A 16556-nucleotide genomic window follows, 5' to 3' on the forward strand; every position below is an offset into this window, starting at 1 on the left:
CCTGCAAGCCGTTACCAGGCAGGGGTAAGATGGCGGGCATCGGGATATTGGCAGTCGCATATGCCCTGGCCGCGTCGGGAGCGGCGGAGGCGCGCCTGCCCGATGCGATCACCTTGTGCGATCGGCCGGTGGCAGACCTTCCCGCAGCTGCACTGGCGCTGGCAAGCGCGCGTGCGCGCCAAGCACGCAGTCTGATGCGCGGGGGCGACAACGGGGCGGATGCGGCGCTCGAATTGCTGCTATCCCCCGCCGATCACGCGCCATCCACCCCCTTGGCGCGGGGCGAGCAGGCCAGCGTCGCGCAACTGGCCGAATATTGCCTGGTGGCGGGCGAGGCGATGCGGCGCGCCCGATCGGGCAGCCAGGCGCGCGCGCAGGATTTTCTGCGCACCGCCCAGGTGCTGGCCGAGCAGGCGGGCGACAAGGCGCTCGCCGCGCGCGCCGCCTGGGAGGCCGCGCTGGCACTGGCGGGCGGCGCACCACCGGCCGCACCGGGCGCGCGGCGTCGCTCGGCCGCATCGGCACCACCGGCGTCTGCACCGCAGGGCTGCGCGCCTGCCGATATCGAGGGACAGGGGCGCAGGCTGGAAGCCGCCTTTGCCTGCGCGCTCGACCGTGCCGTGCAGGCCGACGACCCGGCGCTCACCGCCTTGGCGGCGCTGCGCCTGGCGCGGCTGGAAAAGGCGCGCAAGGCCGATATCGCGCCACGTATCGCGCAGGGGCTGGCGGCGTCGGCACGGGTGGAAAAGCCCGGCGATCGCGCCTCGCTCCTCCGCGCGCTGGTCATGCTGGCCGACGATGCGGGATTGGGTAAAACCGATATGGTTCGCGATGCGGTAGAACTTTACGCCGATCTGGCACGTCAGGGCGCGGGCGATGCGGCGACGCTCGCCGCGCTCGAGGGACGTATCGCATTGGCTGAGGGGGAGCGCCAGGGAGCGCAGGCCGCCATCCGCCGCGCCATCTTCCTCGAAAGCCAGAAGCCGGTTCCGCAGAACCTTCCGCACTATGCGCTGCTGCTCGCCGATGCCGAACCCGAGCGCGCAGGCGAACATGTGATCGCCGCCTATCGTGCGCTCGAGCGGGTGCGCCCGGTGCTGATGCCGGTCGATCCACTGACCGAGGAAAGTCGGTTCGACCTGCTCGTCCGCCCGGTGTTCGAACGCGCGATCGGCACCACGCTGGCCGTTGCGGGCAGCGATGCCGGGACGCTCGATCAGGCGCAGCGGATCGCCGAGGCCTATCGCAGCGCCGAGCTGCAGAACAGCCTGGGCGCGGAATGCGTGCCGCTGCGCAACCCGGTGACCCCTTCCGATCTGAAGCCCGGCGAGGTCCTGCTCTATCCGCTGCTGCTCGAGGACCGGATCGAACTGCTTTATGCGACCGGCGACGACAAGGCGAAGGGCTATCGCCGCATGCCGCCCGACCGCAGTCGCAATCGCGCAATGATTGCGGCGCTTGCTCAGCGGATGACCGCCTCGCTCAGCGGTGCCAGCAATGACTGGGAAGCCGCATCGCGCGAACTGCATGCCGCGCTTATCGCGCCCGTCATCCCGCTGCTGGGACCCGAGGCGACATTGATCGTCGTGCCCGATGGTCCTTTGCGCCAGATCAGCTTCGCCGCGCTGATGGATGCGCAAGGCACGTTCCTGATGGAACAGGCGCGGCTCGCGGTGGTGCCGGCGCTCAGCTTTGCCGCTCCGGGCACGCGCGATACCGATCCCGAGATCATCGCCGCGTCGCTGGAAAAGGAGATCGATCTGCCGGTGGGCCGCTTCACCCGGCTGGAAGGCACCGCCTCCGAAGCGGCGATGGCGGCGGGGCAGGACGGCGTGCTGCTCACCGATTTCGACCGTGCGGAGCTTGCGGCCGCCCTGGCAAAGCGTCCGGCGAGCGTGCTGCACCTCGCCACGCATGCCGCGTTCAACGGGCGCACCGAACGCTCGTTCGTCGTCGCCAATGGCGAGGCGATCAGCCTGCCCGAGCTGCGCGCGATGCTGAGCGCCAACAGTTTGCGCGGCCAGGGGCTGCAACTGCTGGTGCTGAGCGCGTGCGAGACCGCAGTGGGCGATGACGACCAGGCGATGGGGCTGGCTGGCGCGGCGGTCGAGGCGGGCGCGGCGAGCGCGCTCGCTTCGCTCTGGGAGGTCAGCGATGCGGGCACGGCGGCGCTGATGGAGGCCTTCTACCGGCATTATCGCGCAGGCGCAGGGCGGGCGCGGTCGCTGCAACTCGCGCAGATCGAACTGGCACGCGGCGCGGACGGACAATGGGCCGATCCGGGCATCTGGAGCGCGTTCACGCTGGTGGGGAGCTGGCGATGATGGGCTGGCGCACGGGGTGTTCGGTGCTGGCGTTGCTGGCCGCGCCGGTGCATGCGCAAGGTACCGGCGCGCCGCCGACCACGATCACCCCTGACACGCTGCCTCAGCTTTCGACCGGCACCACCGCCACCGCTGAAGGCGCGGTGACGACCATCGGCGGCGGGGTGCGTGCGGGCGACAACCTGTTCCACAGCTTTGCGCGCTTCAATCTGGGTCCCGGCGATATTGCGCGCTGGACCGCGAGCGATGCGACGACCATCCGCAATGTCATCAACCGCGTGACCGGCGGCGAGCGATCGTTCATTGCTGGGACCATCGATGCGAGTGCGTTTCCGGGCGCGGATTTCTTTTTTCTCAACCCGGCAGGCATCATCTTCGGCGATGGCGCGGCGATCGATGTCGGCGGCACCGCGCATTTCTCGACCGCGCAGCAACTGGGTTTTACCGATGGCACGGTGATGGTCTCGGGCACGGCATCGGGTTCGAGCTTCAGCATGGCAGATCCCGTGCGCTTCGGCTTTCTGGGCGGCAATGCGCCGATAGCCCTGCAAGCCAGCGCGGGCCCGGGCGATGAGGTGGCACGCGGGGTTGGCGCCGGGCGCATCGCGCTGTCGGCGAGCGACATCGTGATGGAAAGCACCAGCCTGTTTGCGGCGCAAGCGAGCCTGCGCGCCGTCGGCCAGGCCCGGGGTGTGTTGGGCATCGCTGCAAGGCCCGATCAGGGCCTGCGCGGCGGGCGGATCGCACTCAACGACAGCCGCATCCTGCTGCAGGACGATGGCCGTATCGACCTGATGGCAGGCACGATCACGCTCGACACCTTCAGCGAGATCGGCGTGACTGCGAGCGCGGGCCTGCTGCCTGCGATCAACCTGCGCGCCGACCTGGTCGATCTCGTCAGCGGCGAACTGCGCGTCAGCGGCATTGAGGGGCTTGCCGAGCGCAGCGGCGATATCCGCGTGACCGCCGGACAGATTTTCGTGCGGCAAGCGGGTGCCATCCGCACCGAAAGCCGGCTGGCAGGCGGCGGTGGCACGATCTTTCTGGAAGGCGACCGGATCGAGATCGACGAAGGCATCGTCACCGCGACCGGTCTGTCTGCGCCGGGGCGATCGGTCGGCGACATCCAGGTACGCGGCGGGTTGTTGCGGCTGACCAATACGGGGCTGCTTTCCACCACGCTGTTCCAGGCGCGCGGGGCATTCATGCCGACCGGCACCACCGGCAACATCCTGATCGATGTCGACCGGCTCGAAATGGCAAGCCAGGGCCTGATCCTCGCCTCGAGCTCGTCGAGCACGGCGTCCGGTCCGGGCAGCATCACCATCCGCGCGAACAGCATGGCGGTCGGCATCGGCCTCATCTCGACCAGCACCGACAGCGCGACCGCAGCGGGCCCCATCGACATCACGGTCAAGGGCCTGCTGGAGCTGAGCGGCATCGGTGGCATCCAGTCGATCAGCCAGGGCCTGGGCGATGCAGGCGCGATCGCGATCCGGGCAGGCACGCTGAGGTTGATCAACAATGGTTTCGGCGGACCCAGCATATCGTCCGAGACCGAACTGCCGCGTGCGCAGGAGTTCACCCGGCTGAGCGACTATACTGGCAATGCGGGGCGGATCGTGATCCAGACCGACAGCCTGGAGATGGACGGGATCACATCGATCACGACCTCCAGCTCGAGCCTCGGCAATGGCGGCGATATCCTGATCTCGGCCGGGCGGATCGCGCTGTCGGGCGAGGCTGAAATCAGCTCTGCGGCGCGCAAGCTGCTGGTTCCGCCCAGCAACGAGGATTTTGAGGCCGATCCCGATCTGGTGCCGAGCTTGAGAATAGTGCCCGGCCCCGGCCGCGCGGGGAGAGTTCTGATCGCGGCGACGGGCACCCTGACCATGAACGGCGGGACGATCTCCACCGCGACCGAGGGCTTTGGTGCAGCCGGCGAGGTGACCGTGGTCGCCGACCGCATCATGATGGGTCAAGGCAGCCGGATCAGCTCGGATGCAGGCGATCTGGCACCGGGCCAGGCGGGCACGGTGGCGCTGATCGCGCGGCAGATCGTGCTCAGCGATGGCGCGGAGGTAACGACAAGCTCGGCCAACGTCACGACCGCAGGAGGCATCGCGCTGGCGGCAGAGGAAGAGCTGCTCATCACCGGTGCGGGCAGCCGTATCGCCAGCACCAACACGGCGACAGGCGGCGGGGCGGCGGGCAATATCAGCATCGGCGCGCCGCGCATCACCTTGGGGCAGGGGGGCACGATCACCACCAGCGCGCTGACAGGAGCGGCGGGACAGATCGAGCTGCTGCTGCCCGAAACCGGGCTGCTCAGGCTTGCAGGCGGCGCGATGCCCGCTGCGATCGCCACCTCGTCGGGCCCCGGCACCGGCGGGCGGATCGTCATCAGCCGCCCTTATGCGCTGATCGCCGATGGCGCGCGGATCGAGGCTTTGGGGCAGCAGCGCGGTGCGAACGTGCAACTCGCCACCGATTTCTTCATCCGCTCGGCAGACAATAGCAACCTGTTGCTGGTCGATGGCGATCTCGTCGTCGACAGTCAGGTCGGCAATGTCAGCAGCGGCATCGACACGCCCGATATCAGCTTTGGCGATGCGGCGGGCGTGCTCGCCGGCCAGTGCCGCGCGGCGCGCAGCAGCGGATCGGTGAGCCGGCTCAGCATCGATCAGGTCGGCCCGCTCGCCCTCGATGCGCTGGATGTGGCTCCCTCGGGAGGCTGCCGTTGACCTTCATGCTTGCGCTGATGCTGCAGGCGGTCGCAGCGCCCTGCACGCCTGTGCCCGATGCGGGGGCGAGCGGTATCGTCACCTATTGCGAGGTCGAGGTCCATGCCGAACCCGACATCGCCGCCATCGCCACGGCGGACAGCGCGGGGCTCGACTTTGGCGGGTTTGCAGTTCGCTATCGCAAGGACGAGCCGCTCGACGGGGAGTGGGTGCGGCAACAGGCGATCGCCAACGGCCTGGTCGGCGCGCCGGTGCCGCTCGACCGGATCGCGGCGGCGGTGCAGCAGATCAGCCTCGCCTATGTCCGCAACGGCTATGTCAATTCGGGCGTGCTGATCGATCCGGCGAGCGATCCGGCAGGCGGATCGCCGCTGGTTCTGCGGCTGGTGGCGGGAAGGCTGACCGGCGGCGCAGCGACGGTCGAATGGCAGGACGGCCGCCGACGCGGGCTCAGCGACGCCTATGTGCTGCGCCGCATGCCTTCGGGCCAGGCGATCCCGCTCAATGGCCTCGCGATCGAGCGCGATTTTCGCGCGCTTGCCGCCGACGACGCCATCGCCACGGTCAAGGCCGATCTTCAACCGGGCACGCAGCCCGGTGAGGCAAAGCTGAGCCTGCTGGTCGATCCCGCCCCGCGCTTTGCAGTGCAGGCCAGCATCGCCAACAGCCGCTCGCCTGCGGTGGGCGGATGGCGCGTCGGCAGCGGTTTGGCGGTGCGCAATGCGCTTTTCGCAGGTGACCGGATCGCGCTCGACGCCGGGCTCACGGCGGGACGGCCCGATGCGCAGGTCGATTATGCCGCCCCGTTCCTCCATCCCGCGCTCCGCATTGAGGCACGCGGCGGCTATAATCGCGCGGCGGTGGTTGATGCGCCCTTGCGCAACCTCTCGATCCGCGCGCGCGACTGGTTCGTCGAGGGCGGCTTCGCGCTGACTCTGTGGCAGCGCCCGCTGAGCCCTGCTGCGCTCGACGGCACGCCGGAGATCAGCGCGCAGTCGGTGACGTTGAGCAGCGGGGTGATCCACCGCGAGACGCGCACCTTCCTTCTGGGGGAGCCCTTTTCGTTCAGCCCGGGATCGGTGCGCGGCCTGGCCGAATATTCGGCACTCCGGCTGGGTGCGGAGTGGACGCGGCGCAGCTCGGGCACGGTGTGGATCGCGCAAGGGCGCTTCACGCAAGGGTTTGAGGGGAGCCGATCGGACATTGTCGGCATTGCCGCGCCGTCGCCGCGCTTTCGCAGTTTTTCGGGCCAGATCAGCCATGCCCGGCGGTTGGGCGACAAGGGCTGGGAGCTGCGCGCGCGGCTCGCTGCGCAATATGGCGCCGGCATACTCTATGCCGGCGAGCGTTTCGTCGCGGGCGGCAGCGCTACCGTGCGCGGCTATCGCGAAAGCCTGGTGCTGGCCGATCGCGGCGTGATCGGATCGGTCGAGCTGGCACGGCCGGTGACCATTGGCTCGGGCGCGGTCGGCGCCCTGGGGCTGCGCTGGGGCAGCTTCACGCCGTCGGTTTTCGCCGATGGTGCGCTGATGCGCAACGCCACCCGTGCCTTCCAGCCGCAGCCGGGCGAAATCGCAAGCATCGGCGCGTCGCTTAGCTGGACGCCATCGCCTTCCTTGACGGCGCGCTTCACCTATGGGGCGGCGCTGATCGACGCGCCGATCACCGGCAGCCGCGACGTGCAGGATGACGGGCTTTCGTTTGCGCTGAGCTGGAACCAGCGGTTCTGATATTTCAGCCGCTTGACCTTGGCCCACGCGGCATTACCACACGGCCCCATGAAGTTCTTTTCCGACAATGCCGCCGCGGTTCACCCGCGCGTGATGGACGCCATCGCCGCTGCCAACCGGCTCGATTCGCCTTATGACGGCGATGCGCTCAGCCAGGCGCTCGACGACCGGTTCAGCCAGCTGTTCGGCACGCGGGTCAGGGCTTTGTGGGTGGCGACCGGCACGGCGGCCAATGCGCTCGCGCTCTCCGCCCTGTGCCCGCCGCACAAGGGGGTGATCTGCCACAAGATGGCGCATATCGAGCAGGACGAATGCGGCGCGCCCGGGTTCTTCATGCATGGCGCGAAGCTGATTCTTGCTGATGGCGAAGGGGCCAAGCTGAGCGCGGACGAGGTGGTTCACGTCGCCAGCCAGATCCGCGACGATGTGCACCAGGTCCAGCCCGCTGCCGTCTCGATCACCAATGCCAGCGAATATGGCCTCACCTACACGGCCAAAGAGGTTGCCGCGATCGGCGAGGTCTGCAAGGCGCGGGGCTTGAAGCTGCACATGGACGGTGCGCGCTTTGCCAATGCCATCGCGTCGACCGGCGCGGACCCGGCGGACGTCACCTGGCGCGCGGGAGTCGACATGCTGAGCTTCGGCTGCGTCAAGAATGGCGGCATGAATGCCGAGGCGATCATCGTGTTCGACAACTGTCTCGCGCGCGAACTGCCTTATTTGCGCAAGCGCGCCGGGCAGCTCCAGTCCAAGGGGCGGTTTCTTGCCGCGCAGCTGCTGGCGATGCTTGAGGATGACCTGTGGCTCGCCAATGCGCGTGCCGCCAATGCAGGCGCGCAGGCGATCGCTGAGGCGGCGGGCGACCGCCTGCTCTATGCGGTCGAGGCCAATGAGGTGTTCGTGAAACTGAGCGCGGCCGAGGCCGCATCGCTGCGCGCGCAGGGCTTCGAATTCTACGACTGGGGAGAGATGAGCGAAGCGGGCGGCGAGGCCCGGTTCGTGACCGCCTGGGATCAGGATGCCGAAACCGTCGCGCCGCTCGCCGCTGCCATCGCCGCGCTGTGATGGCAAGCAGCGCGCCCGCCTCTGCGTCAAACACGCACGAAGAACCGTCGATGCTCTCGGCACGGGTGCTGGTGCCATTCCTGCTCGTCTCGCTGATCTGGGGTTCGACCTGGCTGGTGATCAAGGACCAGATTTCCAGCGTCCCGCCGACCTGGTCGGTCAGCTATCGCTTCGCGGTGGCGGCGATCGGCATGTTCGCGCTCGCCTGGTGGCGCAAGGCGCCGCTGAGGCTCGACCGTCAGGGTCAGCTGATCGCGCTCGCGCTCGGGCTGTTCCAGTTTTCGGCCAATTTCAACTTCGTCTACCGGTCCGAAGCGTACATCACCTCGGGCCTGCTCGCGGTGCTGTTCGCGATGCTGATGGTGCCCAACGCGCTGCTGTCGCGCATCTTCCTGGGTGCGCGGATCGCGGGCGGGTTCATCCTGGGCACGGCGGTGGCGCTGGCAGGTATCGCCTTGCTGTTCGTGCAGGAATATCGCGCGATGCCTGCCGATCTGTCGGACGTGATGAAGGGGCTGGGCCTCGCGATGTGCGCGATCCTGTGCGCCTCGATCGCCAATGTCATGCAATCGGCCGAGCGGGTGAAGGCGATGCCGATATTGTCGCTGCTCGCATGGGCGATGCTGTGGGGCGCGCTGGGTAACGCCGCGCTCGGCTGGGCGCTCTACGGCGCGCCGGTATTCGAAAGCCGCCCGGCCTATCTCGGGGGGATCGTGTATCTCGGGCTGATGGGATCGGTGGTCACCTTCCCGATGTATTTCGCGCTGATCCGCGATATCGGCGCGGCGCGCGCGGCCTATAGCAGCGTGCTCGTACCGGTGGTGGCGATGGTGCTGTCGACCATGTTCGAGGGCTATCGCTGGAGCCTGCTCGCCGCTGCCGGAGCGGCGCTGGGCATGATCGGGCTGGTTATTGCGATGCGCGCGCGAACCCCCAGGACACCGCGCCTTTCGGGCTGATCGCTCCGGAGCGGATGCAGTTCTTCAGCACGCCGGTTGATTTGCTTCCGCGATGTCGCGATTCTCGCACGCGAAAACAGACATCCATAGGGAGCGGTGATGCGTCTGAAATTCCTCGCTTTTGTACTGGCGCTGCTAGTGCCCGCAGTCATGGCTGTGGCGGCAGTGAAACCGCCGACGCTCTTCGTCGATGAGCGCAGCACGACGGTTCAAGCTGCCGAGAAGCTCGAGGGTGCGGCGCGTGAAGATGCGCTGCTGTTGGCCCAAATTCCTTCGGCGACCTGGCTCGCTTACGGAACGCCCGAAATCGTCGAGGCCCAGGCCCGCGACGTCACCGAGCGCGCGGCGGCGAAGGGGCAAATCCCGGTGCTGGTCGCGTACAATATCCCTTATCGCGATTGTGCGCTCTATTCGGCGGGCGGAGCAGCAGACGGCGCGGCCTATCTCGCATGGATTTCCGGGCTGGCCAGAGGGGTCGGCAACCGTCAGGCGATCATCGTGCTGGAGCCCGATGGCCTCGGCGTCATTCCCTGGCACCGCGATCTGGCGGGCGATCTGGAAGGATGCCGTCCCGACGGGCAGGACGAGGCGGCGGCGTCGCGGCGCTACGACCAGCTGCGCGGCGCGGTCGCAATCCTGGGCGCGCTTCCACGGGCGCGCGTCTATCTCGACGGCACCGGCAGCAGCTGGCTTGCGCCTGGCGAGATCGCGAACCGCCTGATCCGCGCCGATGTGGACAAGGTCGCGGGCTTCTTCCTCAACGTCTCGAATTTCGAGAGCGATGCGCGCGTCGTGCCTTATGCGCGCTGGGTCAGCGATTGCATCGCGCTGGTGACGCAGGGCGGGATGGACCCGCGGGCCTGCCCCAGCCAGTTCTCGGCCGAACCCTTTGAAAAGCCCAGCAACCGCAGGCGGATCGATTCCGACTATGACCGGCTGTTTGCCGAGCGGGGCCTTAAGCGCAAACCCGCGACGCAGAAGCACGCGCTGATCGATTCCAGCCGCAATGGCCTGGGCTCGTGGAAGCCGCCGGCCGGGCGCTATCGCGATGCCGAGGTCTGGTGCAACCCGCCGGGCCGGGGGCTGGGACGCCGCCCGACGCTGACCACCGACGAGCCTTATGTCGATGGTTTCCTGTGGATCAAGGTGCCGGGCGAATCGGACGGCGAGTGCCTGCGTGGGACTGCGGGGCCGAACGATCCCGAGCGGGGGGTGAAGGCACCGGCGGCGGGTCAGTGGTTCGCAGGCCAGGCGCGTGAGCTGATCGAGCGCGCCGAGCCGCCCCTGAAGCAGGAATAGCGGATCGGTCAGGCGGCAGGGGCAGCGGTGGAGGCGCGCACGAGCAACTCGTGCGCATGGTCGCGCCGCTGCGGCAGCTCGGGCACCGTCTTGCCGTCGAGCATCGCGATCAGCCGGTCGGCGGCATCCCAGGCCATTTGCGCGACCGGCTGGTTGACCGTCGTCAGCGGCGGCCAGGCGGTGCGCGACACTTCGGAATTGTCGAACCCGGCGACCGAAAGGTCCTGCGGCACCGAGAGGCCCAGTTCTCGTGCCGCCGCGATCGCCGCCACGGCCATGTCGTCATTCTGCGCCAGGACAGCAGTCGGGCGTTTCGCGCTGGCCAGCAGCGTGCGCGCCACCTCATAGCCCACGGCATAGGTGAAATCGCCGGTGACGATCAGATCGTCGTCGATTGCAACGCCCGCCTCGGCAAAGGCGCGGCGATAGCCTTCGAGACGGCCGATACTCGCGGCGTGCGAGGGATCGCCCAGGATGATCCCGACCCGGCGATGCCCGAGCGCGAGCAGATGCTGCGCCACCGCATGGCCCGCCGCGCTCTCGTCCATCGCCACCACCAGACCGCGATCGAGATCGCTGTGCGGGGTGATCCGCGCATAGGGCAGCCGCTGGCGTTCGAGCATGTCGAGCAGCAGCGGCTGGTCGCTGGCGGGCGGCGCGAGCAGCACGCCGTCGAGCCCGGCGCGCAGCAGCAGCTTGCCCAGCTCCTCGGGGCGGCTGGCGACATGCGCGAAGGGCAGCACCACCAGCCGGTAGCGGCCATCGTCGAGCCGGCTGAGCGCGCCGTTCTGCAGCTCGACGACATAGCTGGGGCTGGGCCGTTCATAGGTCAGCCCGATCAGGAACGAGCGGCGCGCGATTAGGCTCTGCGCCGCCAGATTGGGGTGATAGTCGAGCGCCTCGGCGGCCTCCTTCACCTTCTGCCGCACGGCGGCGCTGACATGGGGAGCATCGTTGAGCGCGCGCGAGACGGTCTTGGGCGTGACGCCTGCAACCCTTGCGATGTCGACGATCGTGGTTCGCTTCGAAATCGTCCCCTCCAGGCGGTTGGATGGCCCCCCGGAACTGGGGGAACCGCTGCGACCCAGCTTCTCTTAGCGCCTCTCTTGACTTGTGTCGATGGATAGCGGTAAACGTTGACCGAGAATCGGTAAACGTTGTCAGGCGCATCAACCGCCGACAGGATGGGAGGGATGATGATCGTGCCGCGTGGGGCTGTCCTTGCATTGCGTGCTGTGTCGCTTGCGGCGCTCGCCTGGCCCCTGGCGCTGGGGATCGCGCCGCTTGCCGCCGCTACCGATGCCACCACCGCTGCGGCAGGCGCCAGCGCCGAAGCGCATGCCGAGCTCTGGCCGCAGCGCGAATCGAAGCTGAACCCCGATGCCGAGATTGAACGCCGGATCGACGCGCTGATCGCGGCGATGTCGATCGAGCAGAAGGTCGGGCAGATCGTCCAGGCCGATATTGCCAGCGTCACGCCCGACGACGTCCATCGCTATCATCTGGGCTCCGTGCTCAACGGCGGCAATTCGGACCCCGGCAACCGCTACAACGCGCCCGCCAAGGACTGGCTTGCCGCTGCCGATGCCTTCTACGCCGCGTCGATGAAGCCCAATGGCAAACTGCCGCGCATCCCGATCATCTGGGGCAGCGATGCGGTGCACGGGCACAATAATGTCGTCGGCGCGACACTGTTTCCGCACAATATCGGCCTGGGTGCCGCGCGGAACCCCGAGCTCGTCCGCAAGATCGGCGAGGCGACCGCGATCGAGATGCGCGTCACCGGGCTCGACTGGACCTTCGCGCCGACGCTGGCGGTAGTGCGCGACGATCGCTGGGGCCGCACCTATGAGGGCTTTGGCGAAAGCCCCGAGATCGCGACCAGCTATGCCGCGCCGCTGATCGAGGGGCTGCAGGGCAGGGTGGGCGATTCTGACTGGCTGCGCGGGCCGCATATCATCGCCACCGCCAAGCATTTCCTGGGCGATGGCGGCACGCATGCCGGCAAGGACCAGGGCGATGCCCAGATGGCCGAGGCACCCTTACGCGACCTGTTCAGCCCGCCCTATCTCCCCGCGCTCGACGCCGGGGTGCAATCGGTGATGGTCAGCTTCTCGAGCTGGAACGGCGTGAAGATGCACGGCAACCGCTCGCTGCTGACCGATGTGGTCAAGCAGCGCTGGAATTTCGACGGCTTCCTGGTCGGCGACTGGAACGGCCATGGCCAGGTCGCAGGCTGCACCGCGACTGACTGTGCTGCCTCTGCCGTGGCCGGGCTCGACATGTACATGGCGCCGGACAGCTGGAAGACGCTCTGGCGCACCACGCTGGAGCACGCGAAAAAGGGCACGCTGCCGATGGTGCGGCTCGACGATGCGGTGCGCCGCATCCTGCGCGTCAAGCTGCGCGCCGGGCTGTTCGAGGCGGGCAAGCCCTCTGCCCGGCCCTATGGCGGGCGGTTCGAGCTGCTGGGCAGCGCGGAGCACCGCGCGCTGGCGCGGCAGGCGGTGCGCGAATCGCTGGTGCTGCTCAAGAATGCGGGCAGCGTCCTGCCGCTCAAACCCGGCGCGAAGATCCTGGTCGCGGGCGACGGCGCGGACAACCTCACCAAGCAGACCGGCGGCTGGACGCTGAGCTGGCAGGGCACGGGGACGAAGCGCAGCGATTTCCCCAACGCCCAATCGATCTGGGAAGGCATTGACGAGCAGGTCAGGGCCGCAGGCGGCACCGCGACGCTCTCGCCCGATGGCAGCTTTGCGGCCAAGCCCGATGTCGCGATCGTGGTGTTCGGCGAGGAGCCCTATGCCGAGTTCCAGGGCGACCGGCCCGATGTCGGTTACGACGATGCGACGTCGCTCGCGCTGCTGCGCAAGCTCAAGGCAGCGGGCATTCCCACCGTCTCGGTCTTCCTTTCGGGCCGGGCGATGTGGGTCAACCCGTTCCTCAATGCCTCGGATGCGTTCGTCGCGGCCTGGCTGCCGGGATCGGAAGGCGGCGGCGTGGCCGACATGCTTTTCGGCAAGGCCAATTTTCGCGGCAAGCTGCCCTATAGCTGGCCGAAATCGAGCGACCAGACCGCGGTCAATATCGGCGACGCCAATTACGATCCGCTATTTGCCTACGGCTTCGGCCTGACGCTCGCCGACAAGGGCGACCTCGCCCCGCTGCCCGAGGGGCGCGCCAGTGTCGCCGCGGCCGATCCGGGCGTGCTGTTTGCCGCGGGCAAGCCTGGCGCGGGGCGGCGGTTGCTGATCGGTCCGCCGGGCGCGCTTTCCACCAATCCCGGTCCCGATCTGATCGAGGCGCGGGCGGCAGACCGCATCGCGCAGGAAGATTCGGTGCGGCTGCGCTGGACCGGCGCCGGGCCTGCGGTTGCCGCGATCATGATGGGCGAGGCGGAGGATCTCTCGCGCCAGTCGAACGGCGAACTCGCGCTCGAGATCGAACTCAGGGTCGATACCCCGCCCACGGCTGATGTCAGCCTGGTCATGGGGTGCGGCGCGCAGTGTGCTGGCGGCTTCCCGCTCGCCCCCATGCTCACTGCCGCCGCAAAGACCGGCAAATGGACCCGCATCGCGGTGCCGCTGAGCTGCTTCGCCAAGGCCGGGGTCGACATGACCCGCGTCGACACGCCGCTCAGCCTCGCGACCGCAGGAAAGCTCGAAATCGTCATGTCCTCGGCGAAAATCGTCTCGCCGACCGGGCCCGTCATTCAATGCAAATAATATCAGGATTAGGGAGGATGTCATGAAGAGGAACCAGTTCGCACGCGCCGCGCTGTTTGCGCTGCTGTCGGCCACGGCGGCGATGCCCGCTTATGGCCAGGAGCGCCCTGCAGAGGGCGCGGACAGCGACAAGGACGAGATCATCGTCACCGCCAACCGGCGCGAGGAAAATTCGCAGGACGTCTCGGGCGTGGTCCAGTCGCTGGGGGCAGAACAGCTGCGCCAGGACGGCATTGTCGAGCTGCGCCAGCTGCAGCTCGCAGTGCCGGGTCTCAGCATCGCCAACCAGGAAGGCAATGTCGAAATCTTCATCCGTGGCGTCGGCTCGGCCAACAATACCGAGCTCGGCGATCCCGGCGCTGCCCCACATCTCAACGGCACCTATATCCCGCGTCCGCGCGGGCTGGGCCTGATGTTCTACGACCTCGAGCGCGTCGAGGTGAACAAGGGGCCGCAGGGCACGCTCTACGGACGCAATGCGCTGGCCGGCACGCTCAACATCATCACTGCCAAGCCCAGGCTGGGTCAGTTCGGCGGCTATGCCCAGGCCGAATATTCGAACCGCTCGTCTTACGCTGCCGAAGGCGCGATCAACGTGCCGCTTGGCAGCACTGCAGCGCTCAGGGCAGCGGCCTATTACATCAACCGTGATTACGGCTTCAACAATGTCTCGACCGGCGCACCGGCAAACACGCTCAAGCCCGCTGGCCTTGAAGAGAATTACGCCGGACGCCTGTCGTTCCTGTGGGAGCCGAGCGACCGGCTCAGCATCTCGATCGTCGGCGATTATGGCAGGGAAACGGGCACCGGCTATCCGGGCGCGAACATATTCAACGCCGTGGCCACCACCGGCATCCGGCCCGAAAAGCTGAACCTCAGGGATGTGGTCTATCGCGGGCTGCAGGGGGACATGGAGAACGAGCTCTGGGGCGTCCAGGGCAAGATTGCCTATGATTTCGGCACGTTTGGCGCGGAGCTGACCGGAAGCTATCGCTCGGTCGATTTCTATCAGGTCAACGCCTCAAGCGACGGTATCGATTTCCCCGGTCGTGACCTGTCGGCGGTGCAGTACGACAATTTCTCGGGCAATTTCTGGCAGACCAAGTCCAAGAGCCAGGTTTACGAGGCGCGGATCTTCGCCAACGAGGATCAGCCGTTCCGCTGGAATCTGGGCGGCTTCTATTTCAACGAGGACCAGGCCGTTGGCTATCTCGCGCTCGCCGATCGCGGCTATTGCTGCTATTCGGCGACCGAATTCGTCATGCCCGACGTGAAGGGCGAGAGCTTCGCCTTCTATGCCGACGGCACCTATGACGTCGCCGACCGGCTGCGGCTGATCGCGGGTATCCGATATACCGAAGAGGAGAAATCGCGGTTCGGCATCGGCGGCAACTGGGCGCTGACGCTGGGCGGTGAGGATTTTGCCTGTTGCTTCGCGACGCGTTTGGGAACCGAAGGCTTCCGCCCGGCGCTGCTCGACCGACCCAATTTCGACGTGTCGAACATCACCACGCCGCGCGGCCAGGCGCAGTTCCTGATCGAGGGCATCGCGCGCCCGGGCCTGCGCGACACGCTGATCGCACAGATCGGATCGATCGCCAATGGCACCAACCCCAATGGCACCTGTATCGACCGGCCCGATATCGACAATGGCTTCGTCAACTGCCCCGCAGTCAATCCCTCGAACACCAATGGCGGGTTCAGCTATGCCAATCTCACCATTCCCGGCCAGCAGGTCGGCCGCGCCAAGTTCGATTTCATCGACTGGCGCGTGGGCGTGGAGTTCGACATCGACGACGACCACATGCTCTATGCCAAGGTCTCGACCGGGCACAAATCGGGCGGCTTCAACGACAGCTTCAACGGATCGACCATTCCCGAAGAGTTCCGGCCCGAGGATCTGCTGGTCTATGAGGTCGGCAGCCGCAACGCCTTCGACCTGTTCAACCGCCCGGCGGTGTTCAACCTCACCGGCTTCTACTATGACTATAATAACCAGGTCTTCCAGGACCTGACCTGCATCAATCTCGATACCACCCAGGCACCGCCGGTCTGCAACGGCTATTCGCTGGTCAACCGCAATATCGGTGCCTCGCGCATCTATGGTGCAGAAGCCGAATTGCGCTTCAAGCTGCCGGGCAATTTCGCGGTCGATCTGAACGCGGCGTTCCTCGATACCAAGATCACGCGTGGCACCGTGGCCGATGCGCGCGCGCAGGATTTCGGTGCGGGTGGCAACTCGCCACTGATCAGCCTGGTCGGCAACCGTCTGCCCCTGGCGTCGAAGATCAACATCAGTGCGCGACTGTCGCAATCCTTCCAGGCGGGGCCCGGCCGGTTCGACTGGCAAGCGCTGCTCAACTACCGTTCGTCCTTCTTCCTCAGCCAGTTCAACGAGGACGATATCGTCTTTCTTGACGGAACCCGCCAGACGGCGCTTTCTGCAGGCTTTGCCGATCGTCAGAACGGCTTTGCAACCCTCAACCTGGGCATGGGATACACGGTCAACAACTGTCGGATCGAGGCATGGGCGAGCAATTTCCTCGACGAGATCGCCTCGCAAAAGGCGCTGGTGGGCTCTTCGCTCAACATCCGCTTCCTCAACGATGCCCGCAGCTATGGCATTCGTTTCCGCGTCGACTTCTAGCCAAAAGGGGGCCAAGGTCCGGATCGTTCGCCCCAGGCGGCGCGCGATCCGGTACAATGGGCC

The 16556-nt window shown here is 67.1% G+C and carries 9 protein-coding genes; 8 read left to right on the top strand and 1 reads right to left on the bottom strand.

Going from position 1 to position 16556, the window contains the following annotated elements:
- The first annotated feature begins 47 nt into the window (after positions 1-47).
- The 6 genes from OPU69_RS04435 (at position 48) to OPU69_RS04460 (ending at position 10121) form a co-directional block, all read left to right on the top strand.
- Positions 48-2324 carry a CHAT domain-containing protein gene (locus OPU69_RS04435; RefSeq protein WP_498509477.1) on the top strand — a complete coding sequence of 759 codons (2277 nt, stop codon included), beginning with the start codon at positions 48-50 and terminating at the stop codon, positions 2322-2324.
- A complete protein-coding gene (locus OPU69_RS04440) occupies positions 2321-5068 on the top strand; it encodes a two-partner secretion domain-containing protein (protein WP_498509478.1) in 2748 nt (915 codons plus the stop codon). The genes OPU69_RS04435 and OPU69_RS04440 overlap by 4 nt, the downstream gene beginning before the upstream one ends.
- A gap of 5 nt (positions 5069-5073) precedes the next feature.
- Positions 5074-6798: a ShlB/FhaC/HecB family hemolysin secretion/activation protein gene (locus OPU69_RS04445; RefSeq protein WP_498509590.1), complete on the top strand. Its 1725-nt coding sequence runs from the start codon at positions 5074-5076 to the stop codon at positions 6796-6798.
- 48 nt (positions 6799-6846) lie between these two features.
- Positions 6847-7863, top strand: a complete 1017-nt coding sequence (locus tag OPU69_RS04450; protein ID WP_498509479.1) for a threonine aldolase family protein — start codon at positions 6847-6849, stop codon at positions 7861-7863.
- Positions 7863-8822, top strand: a complete 960-nt coding sequence (locus tag OPU69_RS04455; protein WP_498509480.1) for a DMT family transporter — start codon at positions 7863-7865, stop codon at positions 8820-8822. Before OPU69_RS04450 ends, OPU69_RS04455 begins: the two co-directional genes overlap by 1 nt.
- 99 nt (positions 8823-8921) lie before the next feature.
- Positions 8922-10121 (top strand): glycoside hydrolase family 6 protein, encoded by a 1200-nt coding sequence (locus tag OPU69_RS04460; RefSeq protein ID WP_498509481.1) that lies wholly within the window; start codon positions 8922-8924, stop codon positions 10119-10121.
- 8 nt (positions 10122-10129) lie between these two features.
- On the opposite strand, the gene OPU69_RS04465 is transcribed toward OPU69_RS04460, so the two are convergent.
- Positions 10130-11209, bottom strand: a complete 1080-nt coding sequence (locus tag OPU69_RS04465; protein WP_498509591.1) for a LacI family DNA-binding transcriptional regulator — start codon at positions 11207-11209, stop codon at positions 10130-10132.
- Positions 11210-11317: 108 nt separating this feature from the next.
- Here OPU69_RS04465 and OPU69_RS04470 point away from each other — a divergent pair, with 108 nt between their 5' ends.
- Together OPU69_RS04470 and OPU69_RS04475 are read left to right on the top strand one after the other, a co-directional pair.
- Positions 11318-13846: a glycoside hydrolase family 3 protein gene (locus OPU69_RS04470; protein WP_498509592.1), complete on the top strand. Its 2529-nt coding sequence runs from the start codon at positions 11318-11320 to the stop codon at positions 13844-13846.
- 22 nt (positions 13847-13868) lie between these two features.
- Positions 13869-16493, top strand: coding sequence for a TonB-dependent receptor (locus OPU69_RS04475; protein ID WP_498509482.1), 2625 nt, complete (start codon positions 13869-13871; stop codon positions 16491-16493).
- The last annotated feature ends 63 nt before the right edge of the window (positions 16494-16556 follow it).

It is taken from the genome of Blastomonas sp. 34TW, assembly GCF_059803595.1.